General features: G+C 68.2%; 14 protein-coding genes and 1 riboswitch. Of the genes, 2 read left to right on the forward strand and 12 right to left on the reverse strand.

Annotated elements, in window-relative coordinates; translation table 11 throughout:
• Positions 1-52: 52 nt before the first annotated feature.
• From AC1DDO_RS02220 to AC1DDO_RS02250, 7 genes are all read right to left on the reverse strand, one after another.
• Complete coding sequence (locus AC1DDO_RS02220) at positions 53-1,426, reverse strand: glutamate-5-semialdehyde dehydrogenase (RefSeq protein WP_476868357.1); 1,374 nt, start codon at positions 1,424-1,426, stop codon at positions 53-55.
• A gap of 26 nt (positions 1,427-1,452) precedes the next feature.
• Positions 1,453-2,640: a glutamate 5-kinase gene (gene proB / locus AC1DDO_RS02225; protein WP_476868356.1), complete on the reverse strand. Its 1,188-nt coding sequence runs from the start codon at positions 2,638-2,640 to the stop codon at positions 1,453-1,455.
• Complete coding sequence (gene obgE, locus AC1DDO_RS02230; RefSeq protein ID WP_476868355.1) at positions 2,630-4,219, reverse strand: GTPase ObgE; 1,590 nt, start codon at positions 4,217-4,219, stop codon at positions 2,630-2,632. The genes proB and obgE overlap by 11 nt, the downstream gene beginning before the upstream one ends.
• Positions 4,220-4,335: 116 nt before the next feature.
• Positions 4,336-4,599 carry a 50S ribosomal protein L27 gene (gene rpmA, locus AC1DDO_RS02235; protein WP_009372867.1) on the reverse strand — a complete coding sequence of 88 codons (264 nt, stop codon included), beginning with the start codon at positions 4,597-4,599 and terminating at the stop codon, positions 4,336-4,338.
• A 61-nt stretch (positions 4,600-4,660) separates the two neighbouring features.
• Positions 4,661-4,969, reverse strand: a complete 309-nt coding sequence (gene rplU / locus AC1DDO_RS02240; RefSeq protein ID WP_018773353.1) for a 50S ribosomal protein L21 — start codon at positions 4,967-4,969, stop codon at positions 4,661-4,663.
• A 369-nt stretch (positions 4,970-5,338) separates the two neighbouring features.
• The gene (locus AC1DDO_RS02245; protein ID WP_476868354.1) at positions 5,339-6,991 is read right to left on the reverse strand and encodes a bifunctional hydroxymethylpyrimidine kinase/phosphomethylpyrimidine kinase; all 1,653 of its coding nucleotides are present in this window, start codon (positions 6,989-6,991) and stop codon (positions 5,339-5,341) included.
• A riboswitch (TPP riboswitch) is annotated at positions 6,974-7,071 on the reverse strand. It overlaps the preceding gene by 18 nt.
• Before the next feature lie 144 nt (positions 7,072-7,215).
• Positions 7,216-10,473, reverse strand: a complete 3,258-nt coding sequence (locus tag AC1DDO_RS02250; protein ID WP_476868353.1) for an Rne/Rng family ribonuclease — start codon at positions 10,471-10,473, stop codon at positions 7,216-7,218.
• A 478-nt stretch (positions 10,474-10,951) separates the two neighbouring features.
• On the opposite strand from AC1DDO_RS02250, the gene AC1DDO_RS02255 reads away from it, so the two are divergent.
• Positions 10,952-11,623, forward strand: coding sequence for a vitamin K epoxide reductase family protein (locus AC1DDO_RS02255; protein WP_441408753.1), 672 nt, complete (start codon positions 10,952-10,954; stop codon positions 11,621-11,623).
• Between the two features lie 112 nt (positions 11,624-11,735).
• On the opposite strand, the gene ndk is transcribed toward AC1DDO_RS02255, so the two are convergent.
• From ndk to ileS, 4 genes are read right to left on the reverse strand one after another with little or no spacing between them, the layout of a single operon-like run.
• Positions 11,736-12,149 carry a nucleoside-diphosphate kinase gene (gene ndk / locus AC1DDO_RS02260; RefSeq protein ID WP_390206304.1) on the reverse strand — a complete coding sequence of 138 codons (414 nt, stop codon included), beginning with the start codon at positions 12,147-12,149 and terminating at the stop codon, positions 11,736-11,738.
• 51 nt (positions 12,150-12,200) lie between these two features.
• Positions 12,201-12,671 carry a DUF4233 domain-containing protein gene (locus AC1DDO_RS02265; protein ID WP_476868352.1) on the reverse strand — a complete coding sequence of 157 codons (471 nt, stop codon included), beginning with the start codon at positions 12,669-12,671 and terminating at the stop codon, positions 12,201-12,203.
• Positions 12,672-12,674: 3 nt separating this feature from the next.
• Positions 12,675-14,033: a bifunctional folylpolyglutamate synthase/dihydrofolate synthase gene (locus AC1DDO_RS02270; protein WP_476868351.1), complete on the reverse strand. Its 1,359-nt coding sequence runs from the start codon at positions 14,031-14,033 to the stop codon at positions 12,675-12,677.
• Between the two features lie 3 nt (positions 14,034-14,036).
• On the reverse strand, positions 14,037-17,378 hold the full coding sequence (ileS, locus tag AC1DDO_RS02275) for an isoleucine--tRNA ligase (protein ID WP_476868350.1): 3,342 nt from the start codon (positions 17,376-17,378) through the stop codon (positions 14,037-14,039).
• A 410-nt stretch (positions 17,379-17,788) separates the two neighbouring features.
• On the opposite strand from ileS, the gene AC1DDO_RS02280 reads away from it, so the two are divergent.
• Positions 17,789-18,880, forward strand: a complete 1,092-nt coding sequence (locus AC1DDO_RS02280) for an endonuclease/exonuclease/phosphatase family protein (RefSeq protein ID WP_476868349.1) — start codon at positions 17,789-17,791, stop codon at positions 18,878-18,880.
• A 10-nt stretch (positions 18,881-18,890) separates the two neighbouring features.
• Here the strand turns inward: AC1DDO_RS02280 and AC1DDO_RS02285 are convergent, their stop codons facing one another.
• Positions 18,891-19,691: an SDR family oxidoreductase gene (locus tag AC1DDO_RS02285; protein ID WP_441408747.1), complete on the reverse strand. Its 801-nt coding sequence runs from the start codon at positions 19,689-19,691 to the stop codon at positions 18,891-18,893.
• Between the last annotated feature and the right edge of the window lie 29 nt (positions 19,692-19,720).

Genomic DNA, 19,720 nt, shown 5'->3' on the forward strand with positions numbered 1-19,720 from the left:
CGACGGCGGAGGTGTCCGCCGTTCCGGTCTTCCGTTCCATGTTACAGCGTTGCTAGCCCCGGATCTGGCCCTCGCCCTGCACGATCCACTTGGTCGTGGTCAGTTCCGTCAGCCCCATGGGGCCGCGGGCGTGAAGTTTTTGGGTGGAAATCCCCACCTCGGCGCCGAGTCCGAGCTCGCCGCCGTCGGTGAAGCGGGTGGAGGCGTTCACGATCACGGCGGCCGAATCGATCTCGGCGATGAAGCGCTCTGCGTTGGCGAGGTCGTTGGTCAGGATCGCCTCGGTGTGGCCCGTGGACCACTTGCGGATGTGCCGGACGGCCTCGTCCAGGCTGTCCACCATGGCCACGGCCAGGTCCAGGTTCATGTATTCGGTGGCCCAGTCTTCGTCGGTGGCCGGCACCGAGGGGATCGAGGCCGGCAGCGCGGCGCGGACGCGCTGGTCCACGTGCAGGGTGACCCCGGCAGCCCGCAGCGCGGCGGCGATGGCGGGCAGGACGGTGGACTTGGAGTGCACCAGCAGCGTTTCGACCGTGTTGCAGACGCTGGGCCGCTGGGTCTTGGCGTTGAGGAGGATGTCGACGGCCATGTCCTCGCTGGCGGACGCGTCCACGAAGATGTGGACATTGCCCTCGCCGGTTTCGATGACCGGTACGGAGGAGTTCGTCACCACGGTCTGGATCAGGTCGCGCCCGCCGCGGGGAATGAGCACGTCCACCCGGCCGCGCGCCCGCATCAGGGCGTTGGCGCCCTCGCGGCCGTACTGGTCAACGGTCTGGACGGCGTCGGCGGGCAGGCCCACCGATTCCAGGGCGTCCCGGAGGATGGTGATGAGGGCGGCGTTGGTGGCCGCGGCGGCGGATCCGCCGCGCAGGATGACGGCGTTGCCGCTCTTGAGGGCCAGGCCGGCAATGTCGACCGTGACATTCGGGCGTGCCTCGTAGATCGCGGCCACCACGCCCATGGGCACGTTGATCTGGCGGAGGCGCAGCCCGTTGGGCAGGGTCTGGCCCCGCACGACGTTCCCGACGGGGTCCGGCAGGGTGGCAAGGTTTTCCAGGGCCGCGGCGAGGGCCGTGATGCGCGGATCGGTCAGCGTCAGGCGGTCCAGGAGGGCGGCGCTGGTTCCGGCGGCCCGGCCGGCTTCGACGTCCTTGGCGTTGGCGGCCAGGATCTGGTGCTTGTGCTCCACGAGCGCCTTGCCGATGGCGCGCAGGCCACGGTCCTTCCAGGCCCGGTTCGCGTGCGCCATCTTTCGGGCTGCGTGGCGCGAGCGGTCAGCGATCGCATGGACGGCAGCTTCGATGTCCGTGGCCGTGGCCGGCGTTTGCGCCGGATCCGGCGCCGCGAAACCCTCGGCGGGCACAGGATTGCCAGCGGGGATAGCGTCAGCGGGCACGGCAGCGGAAGTCAGGGCCTCAGTCATGCTTCCAGTTTAGGCGTCCAGTGGACCTAGACCAGCACCAGATCGTCAACATGAACAACTTCGCGGTCATATCCGCGGCCCAGTGCTTTGCCCAGCTCCCGCGTGGAACGGCCCAGCATCTGGGGCAGCTCGGCGGCGGAATAGTTGACCAACCCGCGCGCAATCACGGTGTTGTCCAGCGAGACCATCTCCACGGCGTCGCCGGCCTCGAAGTCGCCCTTCACCTCGGCAATCCCGGCCGGCAGCAGCGAGGTGCGGCGGTCACGGACGGCCTGGACCGCGCCGTCGTCGAGCACCAGCGTGCCCCGGACGGACGCCAGGTGGGCCAGCCACAGGAGCCGGATCGGCTTGCGGGCGCCGTTGACGGAAAACCACGTGCCCACGTCCTCGCCCGCCAGCGCAGCAGCCGCGTTGGCCGTGGACGTGACCAGGGCGTGGATGCCCGAACCCGCGGCGATGGTGGCGGCTTCGACCTTGGTGACCATTCCGCCGGTGCCCACCCCGGCTTTTCCGGTGCTGCCGATCGAGACGCCGTCGAGGTCGTGGGGACCCGAGACGTGCGGGATCCGTTTGGCCCCGTGCGACGGCGGGCCGTCGTACAGGGAGTCGACGTCGGAGAGCAGCACGAGCGCGTCGGCGCGGACCAGGTGGGCCACAAGGGCCGCGAGGCGGTCGTTGTCGCCAAAGCGGATCTCATGGGTGGCCACGGTGTCGTTTTCGTTGACCACTGGAACGACGCCGAGGTTCAGCAGGCGGTCCAGGGCGCGGAACGCGTTGGTGTGCTGGCTGCGGCGCATGAAGTCATCCGCGGTCAGGAGCACCTGGCTGACGGTGACCCCGTGCGCCCCGAAGGCGTGGGTGTAGCGGGCCATCAGCAGGCCCTGGCCGACGCTCGCCGCGGCCTGCTGGGTGGCGAGGTCGCGGGGGCGCTTCTCGAGCCCCAGCGGGGCCAGGCCGGCGGCGATCGCACCGGAGGACACCAGGATGATTTCCGTGCCGGCGTTGCGTTTGTGCGCCAGCGCGTCCGCGAGGCCGGTCAGGGCCTCTTCGGAGATTCCGCCCTTGATGGAGGTCAGCGAGGACGAGCCGACTTTGACGACGATCCTGCGGGCCCCGGACAGCGCGGTGCGGTCGGGGGCGCTGCGCGTGTGGGCGCTGATGTTTTGGGCCTTGAGCGGCTGTGACCGGTGCTCGACGACGGTCTTACTCGTCATCTTCTGCGCCCAGTCCACTCTCCTTGAGCGGCTGCCGAACCCGGCGGCCGCTGACGGATTCGGTCCAGATGCCGGCTTTGCGTTCGGCTTCGAGCTCGGCGCGGGCGGCTGCCTTGGCGTCGCGGCGCTCCTGCTGTTCGTCGCGCTTCTGGCCACGCGTCGGGCGGTCGCCGATGTCGGCGAAGCGCACGTCGGTGCCGCGCGGCGAGGCGAGCAGTTCGGCGCCGGCCATCATGGTCGGCTCCCAGTCGAAGACGACGCCGTCGTCATCGCCGATGACCACCATGTCGCCGGGCTTGGCGCCCTGCTTGAACAGCTCATTCTCGACGCCCAGCTTGGCCAGCCGATCGGCGAGGTAGCCGATCGCTTCCTCGTTGGTGAAGTCGGTCTGCTTGACCCAGCGCACGGGCTTCTCGCCCTGGACGCGGAAGAGCGGCTCGAGGCCCTTTTCCTCGCGGCGGATAGTGAAGCCGGTCTCGTTGACGGCGCGGGGGCGCAGGACGGGGGCCGCCACCTTCGGCGGGGTCGCGGCGACGGCGTCGCGGGCGGCCTGGACGATTTCGGCCATGGCGAAGCCGAGCTGGCGGAGGCCCTCGTGGCTCGTCGCGGAGATTTCGAAGACCTTGTAGCCGCGGGATTCCAGTTCCGGACGGACGAACTCGGCCATGTCCTTGCCGTCGGGCAGGTCCACCTTGTTCAGGGCGACCAGCCGGGGGCGGTGGTTCAGCGGAACGACTTCGCCGTCGGCGCCGCTGTAGCTCATGTCCACGGCGTACTTCTCCAGCTCGGCCTCGATGATGGAGAGGTCGGAGAGGGGATCGCGGTCCGATTCGAGCGTGCCGCAGTCCAGCACGTGCACGAGTGCGGCGCAGCGCTCTACGTGGCGCAGGAAGTGGTGGCCCAGGCCCTTGCCCTCGCTGGCGCCCTCGATCAGGCCCGGGACGTCGGCAATGGTGAAGCGGATCTCGCCGGCCTGGACGACGCCCAGGTTCGGGATCAGGGTGGTGAAGGGGTAATCGGCGATCTTGGGCCGGGCCGCCGACATCGCGGCGATCAGGCTCGACTTGCCGGCGGAGGGGAAGCCCACGAGCGCGATGTCAGCGATGGACTTCAGTTCCAGGACGACGTCGCTGGATTCGCCCTCGATGCCGAGCAGCGCGAAGCCGGGGGCGCGGCGCTTCTGGGAGGACAGTGCCGCGTTGCCGAGGCCACCGATGCCGCCGGCCGCCGCGATGTATTCGTCGCCTTCTCCCACGAGGTCGGCGAGGACTTCGCCGGACTTGGACTTCACCACGGTGCCCACAGGCACCGGAAGGATCAGGGTTTCGCCGTTCTTGCCTCCGCGCCAGTCACCCATGCCGGGGCCGCCATTGGTGGCGTGCCGGTGGGGGGCGTGGTGGTAGTCGAGCAGGGTGGTGGTCTGCGAGTCGACGCGCAGGATGACGTCGCCGCCGTTGCCGCCGTTGCCGCCGTCGGGACCGCCGAGGGGCTTGAACTTCTCCCGGTGAACGGAGACACAGCCGTGGCCGCCGGTACCGCCGGATACGTGCAGTACTACCCGGTCTACAAAGCTCGCCACGTAAATCTCCTCAGTGCTGTTCCCCGGACCCCCAAGAGGCCCAAGATGATTGTAATGCGGTTAAAACACCGGTGGAGCGGACCTAATGGCCCGCTCCACCGATTTAGAACTTATTGCTACTCTGCAGCTGCAGCAGCCACGATGTTCACAACGCGACGACCACGGCGGGTGCCGAACTCGACAGCACCGGGGGTCAGGGCGAACAGGGTGTCGTCCCCGCCGCGGCCGACGCCGGCGCCCGGGTGGAAGTGGGTGCCGCGCTGGCGGACGATGATCTCGCCTGCGGAAACTACCTGGCCACCGAAGCGCTTGACGCCGAGGTACTGGGCGTTGGAGTCACGACCGTTGCGAGTGGAACTCGCGCCTTTTTTATGTGCCATTTGAAATGCCTGCCTTCAAAAATTCTGGGAAATCTGCTGGAACCTGAACAGTAACGAAGGGTTACTTGATACCGGTGATCTTGACCTTGGTCAATTCCTGACGGTGACCCTGGCGCTTCTTGTAACCGGTCTTGTTCTTGAACTTCTGGATGACGATCTTCGGACCACGGAGGTCTTCGAGGATCTCAGCCGTAACCGTTACCTTGGCCAGGTCCGCAGCAGCAGACGTGACTTTGTCACCGTCCACCAGGAGCAGTGCGGGCAACTCAAAGGTGCTGCCGGCTCCACCGGGGACGCGGTTCAGGGTAACGAAGTCTCCAACGGAAACCTTCTCTTGGCGGCCGCCTGCGCGGACAATCGCGTACACCACTGGGGAACTCACTTCTCTCGACGTTTATTACTAGATTTGCGTGCGGAACCTGGGGCCAAATTGTTTGGACCGGCTCACGCTGTGCCTCAACGCCGGTGGATTCCCCGGGGGAACCCATGAGCTATCCCCGGAACAAATCCAGTTGAAATTCCAAACGGACAGTTCTCAGGGTCATAACCCAAGTGTTGGCGTAAGCACCGAAGATCTAGAATACGCTAATTTTGCCTTCGGCCGCAAATGAGGCTGGTTCCGGGGGCAGTCCGTGACAGGCGCCACAACGCCTAGACTCTGCGTTCTTGATGTTGTGTTGCCGCAACGACTTCCGGAACCGTGCCCCACCATCCTACCGGCTGCACAGGCCAGCTCGCGTCAGGCGTGCAACCGCGGCGCGTCGAAGAAGTCCACTTCGTAGCGTGAGGACTGCCGGAAGGCCAGGGCCATGGCTTCCCGCTCGCGCCCGGATGCCTGCCGGGCCGCCGTGTCCATGTACGCGATGGCCTGCCGGGTGGCTGCGGCGAAGTCCTCATCGGCGTAGGTCCGCAGCCAGTCGGCGTAGGGATGCCCGGCGGGTGCGCCGCCGGAAAGGAACTCCCGGTGCAGCGTGGCGCCGACCTCAGCGTAGAGCCAGAAGCATGGGAGGGCCGCTGCCACGAGGACCCCGTAGCTGCCGGACACCGAGGCGGCCAACAGGTGATCGACGTAGGACTTCGTTACCGGGCCCAAGGTGGCCCCCGTGGGGCGGGTGCTGAGCCAGGTACGGTGCAGCTCGGACTCGACTTCCAGGCAGGTCTGCGCGGACCTGGCCCAGAACAGCTGCTCGGCCTCGGTGGGGGCGATCGCGGCGGCGCGTGCCAGGACCCGGGAGTAGCCGTTGAGGTAGATGGCGTCCTGGGCGAGGTAGTAGGCGAATTCGTGCTCGGGCAGGGTCCCGTCGGCCAGGCCGCGGATGAAGTCCAGGGCGTAGATGGCGTCAAGATCGGCGGTGGCCCCCGCGCGCAGGGCCGCGGCGAACTCGCCCTCCCCCGGAGCGTGGCCCGCATCGGCGTCGCCCACATGACTGTGGCCGACGTGGTGGAAGTGATGGACCGGGCCGTTGCCGTTGCCGACGTCCAGAACCGAGGCTTCGCGGAGTGCGCCCAGCAGCCACGGCTTGACCACCCGCAGCGCCGCTTCCCAGTCCCCCACCCGGGCCTGCACGGTGGCCATGGCCGAGGACAGGGAGCAGCCTGTGCCGTGGCTGTTGCGCGTCGCGATCCGCTCCCCCGGCACCACCACCGTTTCGGTGCCGAGCAGGCCCCCGGTGTTGACCAGCGCATCCGGGCAGCCGGCGTCGCCGTCATTCCCGAGCCCGCCCTGGAGGTGCCCGCCCTTGACCAGGACGGTGGCGCCGGTCAGCGCGGCCAGCCGTTTGCCCTGCGCCAGGGCCTCGGCCCAGTCGGCCGCGACGGGTTCCTTGAGCAGGATTCCGAGTTCGGCGAGGTTCGGGGTGATGAGGTCCGCCAGCGGCAGGAGGGCCTGCAGGGCGGCCTCGGCCGATTCCTGCAGGAGCCGGTCACCGCTCGTGGCGACCATGACGGGGTCCAGGACGACGACTGCGGGGCGCACCTTCTCCAGCCAGGTGCGGACGGCGTCGATCACACCGGCGTCGCCGAGCATGCCGATCTTGACTGCGTCAATGCCGATGTCCTCGCTGATGGCCTCCAGCTGGGCCGTGAGGAACGCCGCCGGGGGTACGTGGACGGCGCGCACGCCCTGGGTGTTTTGGGCGGTCAGGGCCGTGATGGCGGCCATCCCGTAGCCGCCATTCGCCGCGATGCTCTTGAGGTCGGCCTGGATCCCGGCCCCGCCGGACGGATCGGACCCCGCAATCGCCAGCACGCGGGGAATGCGCGGCGGCGCGGGCGGGCGGACCCCAGAGGGCAAGAAACCGGAGGGCAAGAAACCGCCGGGCAGAAAACTGCCCGGCTGAAAATCACTGGGCGGCAATTCGGACGGATTGGATTTCGCGGACAAGTCAGACATCCCTTCGCCGGTGCTAACCGGACAGGTTCAACGGGTCTGGATCTCAGCCGGCCCGATGCGCGGCACCCCGTGTCAGTGTTCCAGCCTAGCCGTTGCCACCGGGCTGCCCCGTTAACGCACGTGCGGGCCCGGGCCGAGCGGACGTATTGTTACGCCCGCTCGGCCCGGACCCGCACCCCAACCAGTCGAAGTGACCGGCCGGGGACGTGATCAGCCGCGGAGGACTACAGCTCCGAGGCCGGTACTCCGACGCCGAGGATGATCGGCTCGTTGCCGGCAGGGATGGACGCCCGCTGGGCCGCGGCGGGCGCCTTGGCCTCGTGAACCGACCCGGCCGCGGCCGGACGTGTGGCCTCGCGGTGTTCCACGGAGGTCTCGTTGGCTGCGCCCTGGGCACGGCTGGCGCTGCGGTTGCGGCGTCCGCGGCGGCCACGAGTCGTGTCCGCTGCCGGTGAAGCCGGGGCTTCCGAGGCGGGCGCGGCTGCCGGCGCCTCGGGGGCCGCGGGTGCCTGGGCTGCGGCTTGCTTGTCGGCCTGCTTGTCGGCCTGCTCACCGGCGTCGGCCTCGCCCAGGTTGGCGAAGGCCTCGGTCAGCAGGTCCAGGGTCAGGGCCGGTGCCTGGGTGTCCTCGGCGTGCTCGACGAAGGGCAGGGCAACCTGCTCGCCGCCAAACGTCAGCACGGTCGCGGGACGCCCGGCTGCTTCGTCCGCGGCGGCGAGGTGCGTAACGGCGTCGACGGCGGCCTGCCGGGCCCCGGCGTCGCTGGCCGCGGCTGCCTCCCCATCGTGCAGGTGCGCGGCGTGCGCCGCGGCGGCAATGTTCGCCAGCGCAGCCCGGGTGGCTTCAGCCTTGGCGTGGCGTTCAGCTTCGGTGGGCTCGGCGTGGACGGCCGCGGGCGTGGACGGCGCGGACTCGGGGCCCTGGCCTCCCCTGCCGCGGCGGCGGCTCTTGCGCTCGGTGCGGGCAGCCGGCTGGGCCGCCTCGGTGCGCGGCACATAGTGCTCCGCGGCGACCGTGTTGGCGCGGCGGTGTTCCACGGGCTCGTCATGGGTGACGATGCCGCGGCCCGCGCACGCCTCGCACTGCTCGCCGAAGACTTCCAGCAGCCCAGTGCCCATCCGCTTGCGGGTCATCTGCACGAGGCCCAGCGACGTCACCTCAGCCACCTGGTGCTTGGTCCGGTCCCGGCCCAGGCACTCCACCATGCGGCGCAGCACGAGGTCGCGGTTGGATTCGAGCACCATGTCGATGAAGTCGATCACGATGATGCCGCCGATGTCGCGCAGGCGCAGCTGCCGGACCACTTCCTCGGCCGCTTCCAGGTTGTTCTTGGTGACGGTTTCCTCGAGGTTGCCGCCGGAGCCCGTGAACTTGCCGGTGTTGACGTCCACCACGGTCATGGCTTCGGTGCGGTCGATCACCAGGGACCCGCCAGAGGGCAGGAAGACCTTGCGGTCCAGGGCCTTGTGGATCTGCTCGTCGATGCGCCAGGCCGCGAAGATGTCCGTGTCCTTGGTCCACTTCTCGAGCCGGCCCACCAGGTCCGGAGCCACGTAGGTGACGTAGGCCTCGATGGTGTCCCAGGCTTCCTCGCCGGAGACGATCAGCTTGGAGAAGTCCTCGTTGAAGACGTCGCGGACCACCTTGATGGTCAGGTCAGGTTCGCCGTAGAGCAGCTCGGGGGCGAGGATCTTGGTGGACGTCGACTGGCTCTCGATGCCTTCCCACTGCGCGCGGAGCCGGTTGATGTCGTGGGTGAGCTCTTCCTCGGAAGCGCCCTCGGCCGCGGTGCGGACAATGACGCCCGCGTCCTCGGGCAGGCGGTCCTTGAGGATCCGCTTGAGGCGGTTGCGTTCGACGTCGGGCAGCTTGCGGGAGATGCCGGTCATGGAACCGCCGGGCACGTACACGAGGTAGCGGCCGGGCAGCGAGATCTGGCTGGTGAGGCGGGCGCCCTTGTGGCCGACCGGGTCCTTGGTGACCTGGACCAGTACGGAGTCGCCGGACTTGAGCGCGTTCTCGATCCGGCGCTGCTTGCCTTCGAGGTTGACGGACTCCCAGTTCACTTCGCCGGCGTACAGCACAGCGTTGCGGCCGCGGCCGATGTCCACGAAAGCGGCTTCCATGGACGGGAGAACGTTCTGGACCTTGCCCAGGTAGACGTTGCCGATCAGGGAATCCTGCTGGGTCTTGGACACGAAGTGCTCGGCCAGGACGCCGTCTTCGAGGACACCGATCTGGATTCTGTCGTCGCGCTGGCGGACGATCATCTGCCGGTCCACGGACTCGCGGCGGGCCAGGAACTCGGCCTCGGTGATGACGGTGCGGCGGCGGCCGGTGTCGCGGGATTCGCGGCGGCGCTGCTTCTTGGCTTCCAGGCGGGTGGAGCCCTTGACGGAGGTGACGCGGTTGTTCACCGGCGCCTCGGCCATGGCCCGCGGCGCGCGGACCCGGGTCACCGTGTTGGGCGGGTCGTCGCCTTCCCCGCCGGTCAGCTCCAGGTCCTGGTCACCGCGGCGGCGGCGACGACGGCGGCGGGAGGTCACGCCGTCTTCGAGGGTTGCTTCGGAGCCTTCCTCGCCCTCTTCGTCGGTGCCTTCTGAATCAGTCTCGGACTCGCCGGAGGTGCGGGTGCGCCCGCGCCGCCCGCGGCTGCGGCGTCGACGGCGGCTGCCGGCGTCCTCGTCCTCGTCGCCTTCCTCGTCTTCGGGCTCCGCTGCGGCAACGGGGGCCGGGCGCACCACGGTGCTGAGGTCGGGGGCCTGGAAGATCACGGACGTCAGGGCACCGGGTTCCATGAACAGCGAGGCGGCCGGGCTTTCCTCGGGCCGGGCCTGCGGCTCGTCGGCCGGGGTTTCTTCGGGCGCGGCCACGGCGGGCTGGGTTTCCGCCGAGGCTTCGGCGGTGGCTTCGGCCTGCTGAGCTTCAGCCGGGGCGGCTTCTTCGGCCGGGACGGCTACTGCGGGTACTTCTTCGGTTTTCGGTGCAGCCTTTGCCCGGCTGGCCCGGCGACGGACCGGCTTCTCTACTGCCTTCTCGGCTGTCTTCTCGTCTGCGGACGATGCCTCAGAAGCTTCTGCGGCGGGAGCCTCTGCGGCGGCCGTCGCGCTGGCCTCGGACTCATCGGCGAAGGCAGGGAGCGGTTCCGGGGCGGCCACGCTCTTGCGGGCACGGGTGCGCCGAGCAGGCGCCTTGACTGCAGTTTCGGGAGCAGCAGCTTCGGCAGCTGCGGCCTCGGAGGTTTTGGCGCCAGCTGCTTTGCCGCGAGCGGCGACGGGCTCATCCGAGCCGGCCGCCTCGGCCAGGGCTGCGGCTTCAGCCACCGCCTCCGCGGCAGCTGCGGCGTCCATCTTTGGTACCGGGGCCTTCCGGCGGGTCCGGACGGCCCTCTTCGGCGCTACCGGAGCCTCTGCTTCCGCAGTTAGTTCTACTTCCCCGGCTACTACGTTTTCGTTACCGGTTACAACCTGGTCATTATCCATATGTGGCGACACTCCTGCCCCTGATGCGCCGCCACATTCGGCGCCCGTTGGGGCAAATATGCGTCAACACCCGCAGGCATTGACAGAAGTCAATTGAATACCCTCAGGTTCGCACCGGCAGTGGGGTGCGGCAGCCCTGGAAGGCCGGCGAGATTGTTTTGGAACCCGTTGACCTACATGCCACAACCAGGTGCCGTCCAATGGCATTGCGGGACAGCTGGAATCAGAGGATCCGCAGCTCCCTGCTCATCATTGGCGGTCTTGAAACAAAATCGCCGGACCGGAATCCGGATGTGGATCGGGTTCCAGCCACGATCATTGTCTCACAGGAGGCGTCAAAGCTGGCGTAGGCAAGGCCGGAAGTGCTTCGGCCGCCACGGGGAGCGGCGGCCGGGCTGTTCTCCGGCACCGTCCAGTCTGCGGCGTTACAATCGGGCCAGAAGCACTCGACCACCACGACTAAAGGGACTCATATTCCATGCCCAGCATCTCCAGCACCGCCGGCGACGCGACCGTGCACCAGCCAGGCTCCGGTCCGGCTCCTGCGGACCGGTCTCTCCCTCCGATGACCCGCGACCGTCCGTTCGCCTGGCTCCTGCTGATCACCGGCGCCATCGGCTGGCTCGCGTCCGGGGCCCTGGTGCTGGAGAAGCTGGAAGTCCTGAAGGATCCGAACCACGTCACGGTCTGCGACGTGAACCCGTGGATCTCCTGCGGGCAGGTCATGCAGACACCGCAGAGTTCGGTGTTCGGTTTCCCGAACATGTTCATCGGCATCGTCGCCTTCGCCGTGATCATCACCACAGCCATGGGCATCCTGGCCGGCGCAAAATTCGCCCGGTGGTACTGGCTGGGGCTTCAGGCCGGCGTGACGCTGGGCTTCGCCTTCGTGGTCTGGCTCTGGTCTCAGGCCCTGTATTCCATCCACATCCTCTGCCCGTTCTGCATGGTGGTCTGGGCCGTGATGATCCCCTTGTTCGTCTGGGTGAGCGTCCGCAACATTTCCCACGGCGTGATCGCCCTGCCGGCGGGCCCCACCAAGGTCCTCGGCGACTCCGGCTGGATCATCACGGCGCTGCTGTACGTCGCCGTGATCGCCACGATCTTCTTCGCCTTCATCCAGGTCTTCATCGGGACTTCCGGATACTAGGCGCCCCGCAACCCACCCAGACACAAGGCACCAGACGCACCCAGATAACAGATAAGGCCAATGTTCACAGTGAACATTGGCCTTATCTGTTTTTTCGATCTGTCGCTGGGTGTTAGAACCAGATCTTGATTTCGCGCTCGGCAGACTCCACTGAGTCCGAGCCGTGGACCAGGTTCTGCTGTACCTTCAGGCCCCAGTCACGGCCGAAGTCGCCGCGGATGGTGCCGGGCGCCGCCGTCGTCGGGTCCGTGGTGCCGGCGAGGACGCGGAAGCCCTCGATCACGCGGTGTCCTTCGAAGATCGCGGCAACCACCGGGCCGCTGAGCATGAACTCAACCAGCGGCTCGTAGAACGGCTTGCCGATGTGCTCCTCGTAGTGCTGTTCCAGCAGCTCGCGGCTCGCGTCCACTTTCTTGAGCTCGGCCAGGGTGTAGCCCTTGGCTTCGATCCGGCTCAGGATGGCGCCGGACAGGTTGCGGGCGACGCCATCGGGCTTGATCAGGACGAGGGTGCGCTCAATGCTCACAGTTGCTCCAATGTGTTGGGTGGGATTCGGATCAAGTCTAAGGGGTGCGGGCTAGGGGCTCGCGGTGCCGGGCGTTTGTTCCGGCCCGGAGCCAGCGGGGTGGGCCGCGTCCCATTCAGCCTGCTCGCGTTCCCGCTGGGTGGCTTCCCGGTCAATCCGGATGCCGGTCCGGATCCCGTACCACCAGGACACGGCAAAGAGCGCGCCGACCAGGTACATGGCTGGTTCCACGAGGCCGCCCAGGATCAGGACGAGCTGCAGGACCCAGCCCAGGGCCACTCCCCAGGGCTTGGAGAGGACCGCGCAGGTGAAGATGAACACCAGGCACAGGCCGATCCCCACGGAGAAGACCAGTCCGGCCGGGTATTCGTTGCGGTGCAGCCCAAAGACGGCCAGGGTCCCGAAGAGCACGACGAAGGCTTCCAGCAGCAGGACTGTGGAGGCGAACATGACTTTCGTGGAACGCCGCTTTTTGGGCATGCCCGGGCGCCACTCGCGCTGGGCTTTGGTGAGTTTTGCCATCGCTTACGCATCCGCCTTTCCGAGCAGGATCCGGGCGTCCGCGACGAGCGTGATGGAGCCGGTCACCAGGACCCCGCCGGCGAGTTCGTCGTCGGCTTCGGCGCGTTCCACGGCCCATTCGAGGGCGTCGTCCAGCTTCGCCGCGATGTGGATGTTGTCCTCGCCGAAGCCGAGGTCAACAGCAATCTCGGCGAGATCCTCGGCCGGGACGGCCCGGGGCGAGTTGGACTCGGTGAAGCAGTATTCGGTGGCGAGGCCGCCCAGGGATTCCTTGAGCTGGCGGAGGATTTCCTCGGCGTCCTTTTCCCGCAGGACGCCCACCACCACCACCAGCTTGGTGAAGTTGAAGGCCTCGTGGATGGCCTCGGCGGAAACCCGGATGCCTTCGGGGTTGTGGGCCGCGTCCACGATGATGGTCGGCGACGTGCGGACCACCTCGAGCCGCCCCGGGGAGGTGACGGAGGCGAACGCTTCCTGCAGGATCTCGGCGTCGATCGGCTTTTCCCCGCCGAAGAACGCTTCCAGGGCGGCGATCGCGACGGCGGCGTTCTCGGCCTGGTGGGCGCCGTGCAGCGGCACCAGCAGGTCCTCGTAGCGGCCGGCAAGGCCCTGGATGGTGACCATCTGGCCGCCCACCGCGACGGTGCGGGCTTCGACGCCGAACTCCACGCCCTCGAAACGGAACGGGACGTTGACCTCCTTGGCCTTCTCCAGCAGGACCTGGGCCGCGTCGACGGGCTGCGCCGCGCTGACCAGGAAGCCGCCGGGCTTGATGATGCCGGCCTTCTCGTAGGCGATGTCACCGGTGGTGTCGCCGAGCAGGTCGGTGTGGTCCAGGGAGATCGGGGTGATCACGGATACCTGGCCGTCGCCGACGTTCGTGGCGTCGGTGATCCCGCCCAGGCCCACCTCGATCACGGCGACATTGACCGGCTGGTCGGCGAAGACCGCGAAGCCCAGGATGGTCAGGCACTCGAAGTAGGTCAGCCGCGGCTGGCCCTCGGCCTCGAGTTCGCTGTCCACGATCTGCAGGTAGGGCCGGATCTCGTCCCAGATCCGGACAAACGTCTCGTCCGGCACAGGGGCGCCGTCGATGCTGATCCGCTCGGTGACCTTGGACAGGTGCGGGCTCGTGTAGCGGCCGGTGCTCAGGCCGTGGGCGCGCAGCCCGGCCTCGATCATCCGGGCCGTGGAGGTCTTGCCGTTGGTGCCGGTGACGTGGATGATCGGGAACGCCTTGTTCGGCTCCCCCAGGATTTCCATGGCACGGAACAGCGGGGCGAGCCTTGGTTCCATCTTGTTTTCCGGCGCCCGGCCCAGCAGCTCGGCGTAGACGCTCTCTACGGAGAATTCGTCGGTCATGGCTTAGGCCCCAACTTTCTTGGCAACACTGACCTGCGGGTCCTTGATGTCGGCCGTCACGGTTTCCAGCTCGATGGTGAGGGTTTCGGTCTTGACGAGCTCGGCGTTGGCCAGCAGCGCCTCGACGACGTCAGGTTTGGCGGTGACGGAGGTGCTGATCCGGTCGCTGACATTGAGTCCGGCGTCCTTGCGGGCCTGCTGGATGGCGCGGACCATGTCACGCGCCGTCCCCTCGGCCTCGAGTTCGGGTGTGACCTCGGTGTTGAGGACCACGAACCCGCCGCCGGGCAGGACAGCCGCCGCGCGGGATCCTTCGCCTTCCGCGGCTTCGGCCACGACGGTTTCCAGCGTGTACTCCTGCGGTTCGAGCTCGAGGCCGCCGGCGGTGACCACCCCCGCGTCGCTGACCGACCAGTCGCCGGACTTGGAGCCCTTGATGGCCTGCTGGACGTTCTTGCCCAAGCGCGGGCCGGCGGCGCGGGCGTTGACCACGAGCTTCTGTTCGATGCCGAACTCCTCCGGGGAAGCGCTCTCGGCGTCGAGCAGGCGGACCGAGCGCAGGTTCAGTTCATCGGCGACGACGGCGGCGAAGCCTCCCAGCGCGTCCGCGCCGGGTGCCACGACGGTGAGCTCCTGCAGCGGCAGGCGCACGCGCAGGTTCGCTGCCTTGCGCAGCGAGGAGCCGGTGGAGCAGATCTGCTGGACCCGGTCCATCGCCTCGACCAGTTCGGCGTTGGCCGGGAACAGTCCGGCGTCCGGCCAGTCGGCCAGGTGCACGGAGCGGCCGCCGGTGAGGCCTCGCCAGATCTCCTCGGAGACCAGCGGCAGCAGGGACGCGGCCACGCGGCAGACCGTCTCCAGCGCCGTGTAGAGCGCGTCGAAGGCGTCCACGTTCTCGTCGAAGAAGCGCTGGCGGCTGCGGCGGACGTACCAGTTGGTGAGCATGTCCAGGTAGCTGCGCAGTTCGTCGCAGGCTCCGGAGATGTCGTAGCTGTCCAGCTGGGCGGTCATGTTCCGGGCCAGGTCCCCGGTGTTGGCCATCAGGTACTGGTCAAGGGTGTCGGCGTAGCCGTCGTAGCGGAGCTTCGCGTCATAGCCGTTCCCGTTAGCAGCAGCGTTCGTGTACAGGGTGAAGAAGCTGTAGACGTTCCACAGCGGCAGGATGACCTGGCGGACGCCGTCGCGGATTCCCTGCTCGGTGACCACGAGGTTGCCGCCGCGCAGGATGGGGCTGGACATCAGGAACCAGCGCATGGCGTCGGAGCCGTCGCGGTCCAGGACCTCGGAGACGTCCGGGTAGTTGCGCAGGCTCTTGGACATCTTCTGCCCGTCCGAGCCCAGCACGATGCCGTGGCTGATGACGTTGCGGAAGGCCGGCCGGTCGAACAGCGCGGTGGAGAGGATATGCAGCATGTAGAACCAGCCGCGGGTCTGGCCGATGTACTCGACGATGAAGTCCGCCGGGTTGTGGGTGTCGAACCATTCCTCGTTCTGGAACGGGTAGTGCACCTGGCCGTAGGGCATGGAGCCGGAGTCGAACCAGACGTCCAGGACGTCCTCGACCCGGCGCATGACGGACTGGCCCTCTTCCGGGGTGCGGGGGTCATCCGGGTTCGGGCGGGTGAGATCGTCGATGAACGGCCGGTGCAGGTCCACCTCGCCGGCCTTGTTCAGCGGCAGGCGGCCGAAGTCGGCCTCGATCTCGGCCAGGGAGCCGTAGACGTCGGTGCGCGGGTAGTCGGGGTCGGTGGACTGCCAGACCGGGATGGGGCTGCCCCAGTAGCGGTTGCGGCTGATGGACCAGTCGCGGGCGTTGGCGAGCCACTTGCCGAACTGGCCGTCCTTGACGTTGCCCGGGATCCAGTTGATGTCCTGGTTCAGTTCGGACATGCGGTCCTTGAACTTGGTGACCTCGACGTACCAGGAGGACACGGCGCGGTAGATCAGCGGGTTGCGGCAGCGCCAGCAGTGCGGGTAGCTGTGCTCGTAGCTGGCCTGGCGGACCAGCCGGCCCTGGGCGCGGAGCACCTGGGTGATGGGCTTGTTGGCCTCGAACACCTGCAGTCCGGCGATTTCGGCCAGCGGGCCGTGGCTGAACAGCGGCAGGAATTTGGCGCCCTCGTCCACGGAGAGGACCACGGGGATGCCGGCCTCTTCACAGATTTTCTGGTCGTCCTCACCGTAGGCGGGCGACTGGTGGACGATGCCGGTGCCGTCGGTGGTGGTGACGTAGTCGGCCTCGAGGAAGCGCCAGGCGTTCTGGTTGCCGTACTTCTCGTTGTCGTGGAAGTAGTCCCAGAGCGGCTCGTAGGCCAGCCCGTCGAGCTCGGCGCCGGTGTGGCGGGAGGTGATGGCGGCTTCCGCGGCGGCGACTCCCTCGGCGCCATCGCCGTAGCCAAGGTCCTTGGCGTAGGCGCCCAGGAGGTCCGCGGCGAGCAGGAAGCTGCCCGTGACCGGGGCCTCGGCAGCGGCGGCCTTGATCCCGTGCGGTCCGGCTGGCAGGATCACGTAGGTGATGGAAGGCCCGACGGCGAGCGCCGCGTTGGTGGGCAGCGTCCAGGGCGTGGTGGTCCAGGCGAGCGCCTGCACCCCGGCGAGCTGCTTGGACAGCTCCGACTCCCCCGCCGTGATCGGGAAGGTCACCGTGACGGTCTGGTCCTGGCGGTTCTTGTAGACGTCGTCGTCCATGCGCAGCTCATGGTTGGACAGCGGCGTCTCGTCCTTCCAGCAGTAAGGCAGCACACGGTAGCCGTTGTAGGTCAGGCCCTTTTCGTGCAGCTGCTTGAAGGCCCACAGCACGGACTCCATGTACTCGACGTTGAGGGTCTTGTAGTCGTTCTCGAAGTCCACCCAGCGCGCCTGGCGGGTGACGTAGCTCTTCCACTCGTCGGCGTACTTCATGACGGAGGCACGGCAGGCGTCGTTGAACTTGTCGATGCCCATGGCCTCGATCTGTGTCTTGTCCGTCATGCCCAGCTGCTTCATGGCTTCCAGCTCGGCGGGCAGGCCGTGCGTGTCCCAGCCGAAGCGCCGCTCGACGCGGCGGCCGCGCTGGGTCTGATAGCGGCCCACGAGGTCTTTGGCGTAGCCGGTCAGGAGGTGGCCGTAGTGGGGCAGGCCGTTGGCGAAAGGCGGGCCGTCGTAGAAGACGAATTCGTTGCTGCCGGGCTTCCCGCCGGGAAGGTCAGAGTCCCGCTGGTCGATGCTGGCCTGGAAGGTGCCGTCCTGGTCCCAGTACTTGAGGATGCGCTCTTCGATCTCCGGGAACTTCACGGAGGCGGACACGCCTGCTTTGGTGGAACCGGCGCCTGCGGGTGCGGCGGAGGCCTTGGGGTAATAAGTCATCTCGACATCCTGGGTTGAGCGGCGAACACATGTATTCATTCAGGATGCGAGGACGGCCCTGCACTGTCTTTCGACAACACCGGCACCGCGGTACCACCTCACTTACCGCCACCGGGGTGCGCCTTTTCAAGAAAGGGCTGCACCGGCGTCGGCCGCTCATTACTGCTGTGACGGGCTTACCCGTCCGGTTCTACTGGCCCCAGCGATTTCAAGCTAAGCGATCGCATGCCTCGCGGGGGCGTTCTTCCGGAAGCTCACCGGTGATGGCCGGGTCAAAGCTGCTAAGACGATGGTACCGGAGAAAATACGGCGTTTCACAGCGCGGCAAACTCTGCCGGGAGGGGCGACGCCGGCGGCCCGACTGCATAGACTCGTGCCATGACCGCCCCTGGGCCGCCGCAGGCCGATCAGTGAAGAGCCGCAGCTCGAGCCACCGCTGGCAGCTCTCTTCTGTGCTCTGCGCCGCACCCGTCGCGGCAGTGTCCCTCTTCCGGGCGATCCCGGTGCCATGGCCGGCCCCCGTGGTGCAGCTCGTGGCCTTCACTCCCTGGTTCGTGCTCCCCGCCGGCGCTGCCGTCGTGCTGGCGCTGCGCGCGCGCCGTCCCTGGCTGGCCGTCCCGGCCGGCGCCCTCCTGGCCCTGCAGCTGCTGTGGCTGTTCCCGCCCGACCGCGTGGCCGACCGACTCCTGGCGCGCCAGGCGGACCCGCCGCAGGAGCAGTCCACCGGACAGGGCACCGGACAGGGCAGCAGCGTCCGGGGCGGCGGAGCGCTGCCGGCGGCCGAACTGACAGTCATGAGCCTCAACGCCTGGAAGGGCCAGGCGGACGCCGCGGAGGTGGTGCGGCTGGTGCGCGAGAACGGCGTCGGGCTCCTTGCCGTCCAGGAGCTCTCCCCGGCCTTGGAAAGCCGGATGGATGAGGCGGGGCTGGGCGCGCTGCTTCCGTACCGGATCAGCCGCACGAGGGACGGCGCGGGCGGCGGGGCCGTGTACTCCTCCCGCCCGCTCCGTCCGGTGGACTCCGTGGACGGTTCAGCCTTCCACATGCCCACGGTGCAGCTGGAGCTCGACGCCGGCGGCCGGGCCGTATCCCTCAACGTCACCAACGTGCACGCCAAGGCTCCCGTGTGGGGCCGGGCAGGACAGTGGCGGAGCGAACTGGCCGCCCTGGGCCGCGTTGCCGCCCGTCCCGGCAACGTGCTGCTCCTGGGCGACTTCAATGCCACGCTCGACCACGCCGAGTTCCGCCAGATACTGGCGGGGGCCGCCGGAGCAGGTTCCGCCGGCGACGGCCAGGACGGAACCCTCGTCGACGCCGGCGCCGCGGCCCTGGCCCGTCTGGTGCCGACGTGGCCCATGGCCGGCCCGCCGCTGCCCGGCGTGGTGATTGACCACATCGTGACCGGCCCGCAGGTGCGCAGCCGTGGCTACACCGTGCTGCCGGTCGCCGGGTCCGACCACGCGGCGGTCCTCGCCACGCTCTACGTACCGGCCGGTGGATAAGCGCCCGGCGTCAGGCTTTGCGGATCAGCTTGTAATTCGCCGCCTGCGCCACCGGGCGGATCACGATCTGGTCCAGGTTGATGTGGTGCGGCGCGACGACGGCGTAACGGACCACGTCCGCGACGTCCTCGGCGGTGAGCGGCTTCTCGACGCCCGCGTAGACCTTGGCCGCCGCGTCCTGGTCGCCGAGGCGGTTCAGGGCGAATTCCTCGGTCTGGACCAGGCCGGGGGCCACCTCGATCACGCGGACGTTGTGCTCGGCCTCTTCGAGCCGCAGTGCCCCGGTCAGGGCGTGCTGGGCGAACTTGGCCGCGTTGTAGCCGCCGCCGCCCTCGTAGGCCCCGAGCCCGGCGGTGGAGGTCAGGTTCAGCACGGTTCCCTCGCCGCCGGCACGCAGCATCGGCAGGAACGCCCGGATCAGCTTCATGCTGCCCAGCACGTTGACCTGGAACATCCATTCCCAGTCCTCGGTCTTGGCACCGGCGATCCTGTCGGCGCCGCGGGCTCCGCCGGCGATGTTGATCAGCGTGTCGATGCCGCCGGCCCGGGTCACCTCGTCGAGCAGCCGGGCCACGTCGGCGTCGTCGGTCACATCGGCCGGAAGCGCGACGGCGCCGGTTTCGGCGGCGAGCGCCTCGAGCCGGTCGGCACGGCGGGCGACGGCGAACACGGTCCAGCCTTCGCTGCGGAGCGCCCGCACGGTGGCCTCGCCGATTCCGGTGCTCGCGCCGGTGACCAGTGCTGCTTTTGCTGTTTTTGCGTCGGCTGCTGCCGTATTTGCAGTTCCTGCGTTATCGGTTCCCTCAGTCATGGCACCACCCTAGCGGCAACGACGGGGAC

The organism is Arthrobacter sp. 10N43 (assembly GCF_056394525.1).

What these genes read in the sequence shown, in the direction of transcription:
- AC1DDO_RS02220 (WP_476868357.1), bottom strand. Translation starts at nt 1,426, where the DNA reads ATGACTGAGGCCCTGACTTCCGCTGCCGTGCCCGCTGACGCTATCCCC.
- AC1DDO_RS02250 (WP_476868353.1), bottom strand. Translation starts at nt 10,473, where the DNA reads ATGGATAATGACCAGGTTGTAACCGGTAACGAAAACGTAGTAGCCGGG.
- AC1DDO_RS02245 (WP_476868354.1), bottom strand. Translation starts at nt 6,991, where the DNA reads ATGTCTGACTTGTCCGCGAAATCCAATCCGTCCGAATTGCCGCCCAGT.
- AC1DDO_RS02255 (WP_441408753.1), top strand. Translation starts at nt 10,952, where the DNA reads ATGCCCAGCATCTCCAGCACCGCCGGCGACGCGACCGTGCACCAGCCA.
- proB (WP_476868356.1), bottom strand. Translation starts at nt 2,640, where the DNA reads ATGACGAGTAAGACCGTCGTCGAGCACCGGTCACAGCCGCTCAAGGCC.
- AC1DDO_RS02270 (WP_476868351.1), bottom strand. Translation starts at nt 14,033, where the DNA reads ATGACCGACGAATTCTCCGTAGAGAGCGTCTACGCCGAGCTGCTGGGC.
- ileS (WP_476868350.1), bottom strand. Translation starts at nt 17,378, where the DNA reads ATGACTTATTACCCCAAGGCCTCCGCCGCACCCGCAGGCGCCGGTTCC.
- rpmA (WP_009372867.1), bottom strand. Translation starts at nt 4,599, where the DNA reads ATGGCACATAAAAAAGGCGCGAGTTCCACTCGCAACGGTCGTGACTCC.
- AC1DDO_RS02265 (WP_476868352.1), bottom strand. Translation starts at nt 12,671, where the DNA reads ATGGCAAAACTCACCAAAGCCCAGCGCGAGTGGCGCCCGGGCATGCCC.
- AC1DDO_RS02285 (WP_441408747.1), bottom strand. Translation starts at nt 19,691, where the DNA reads ATGACTGAGGGAACCGATAACGCAGGAACTGCAAATACGGCAGCAGCC.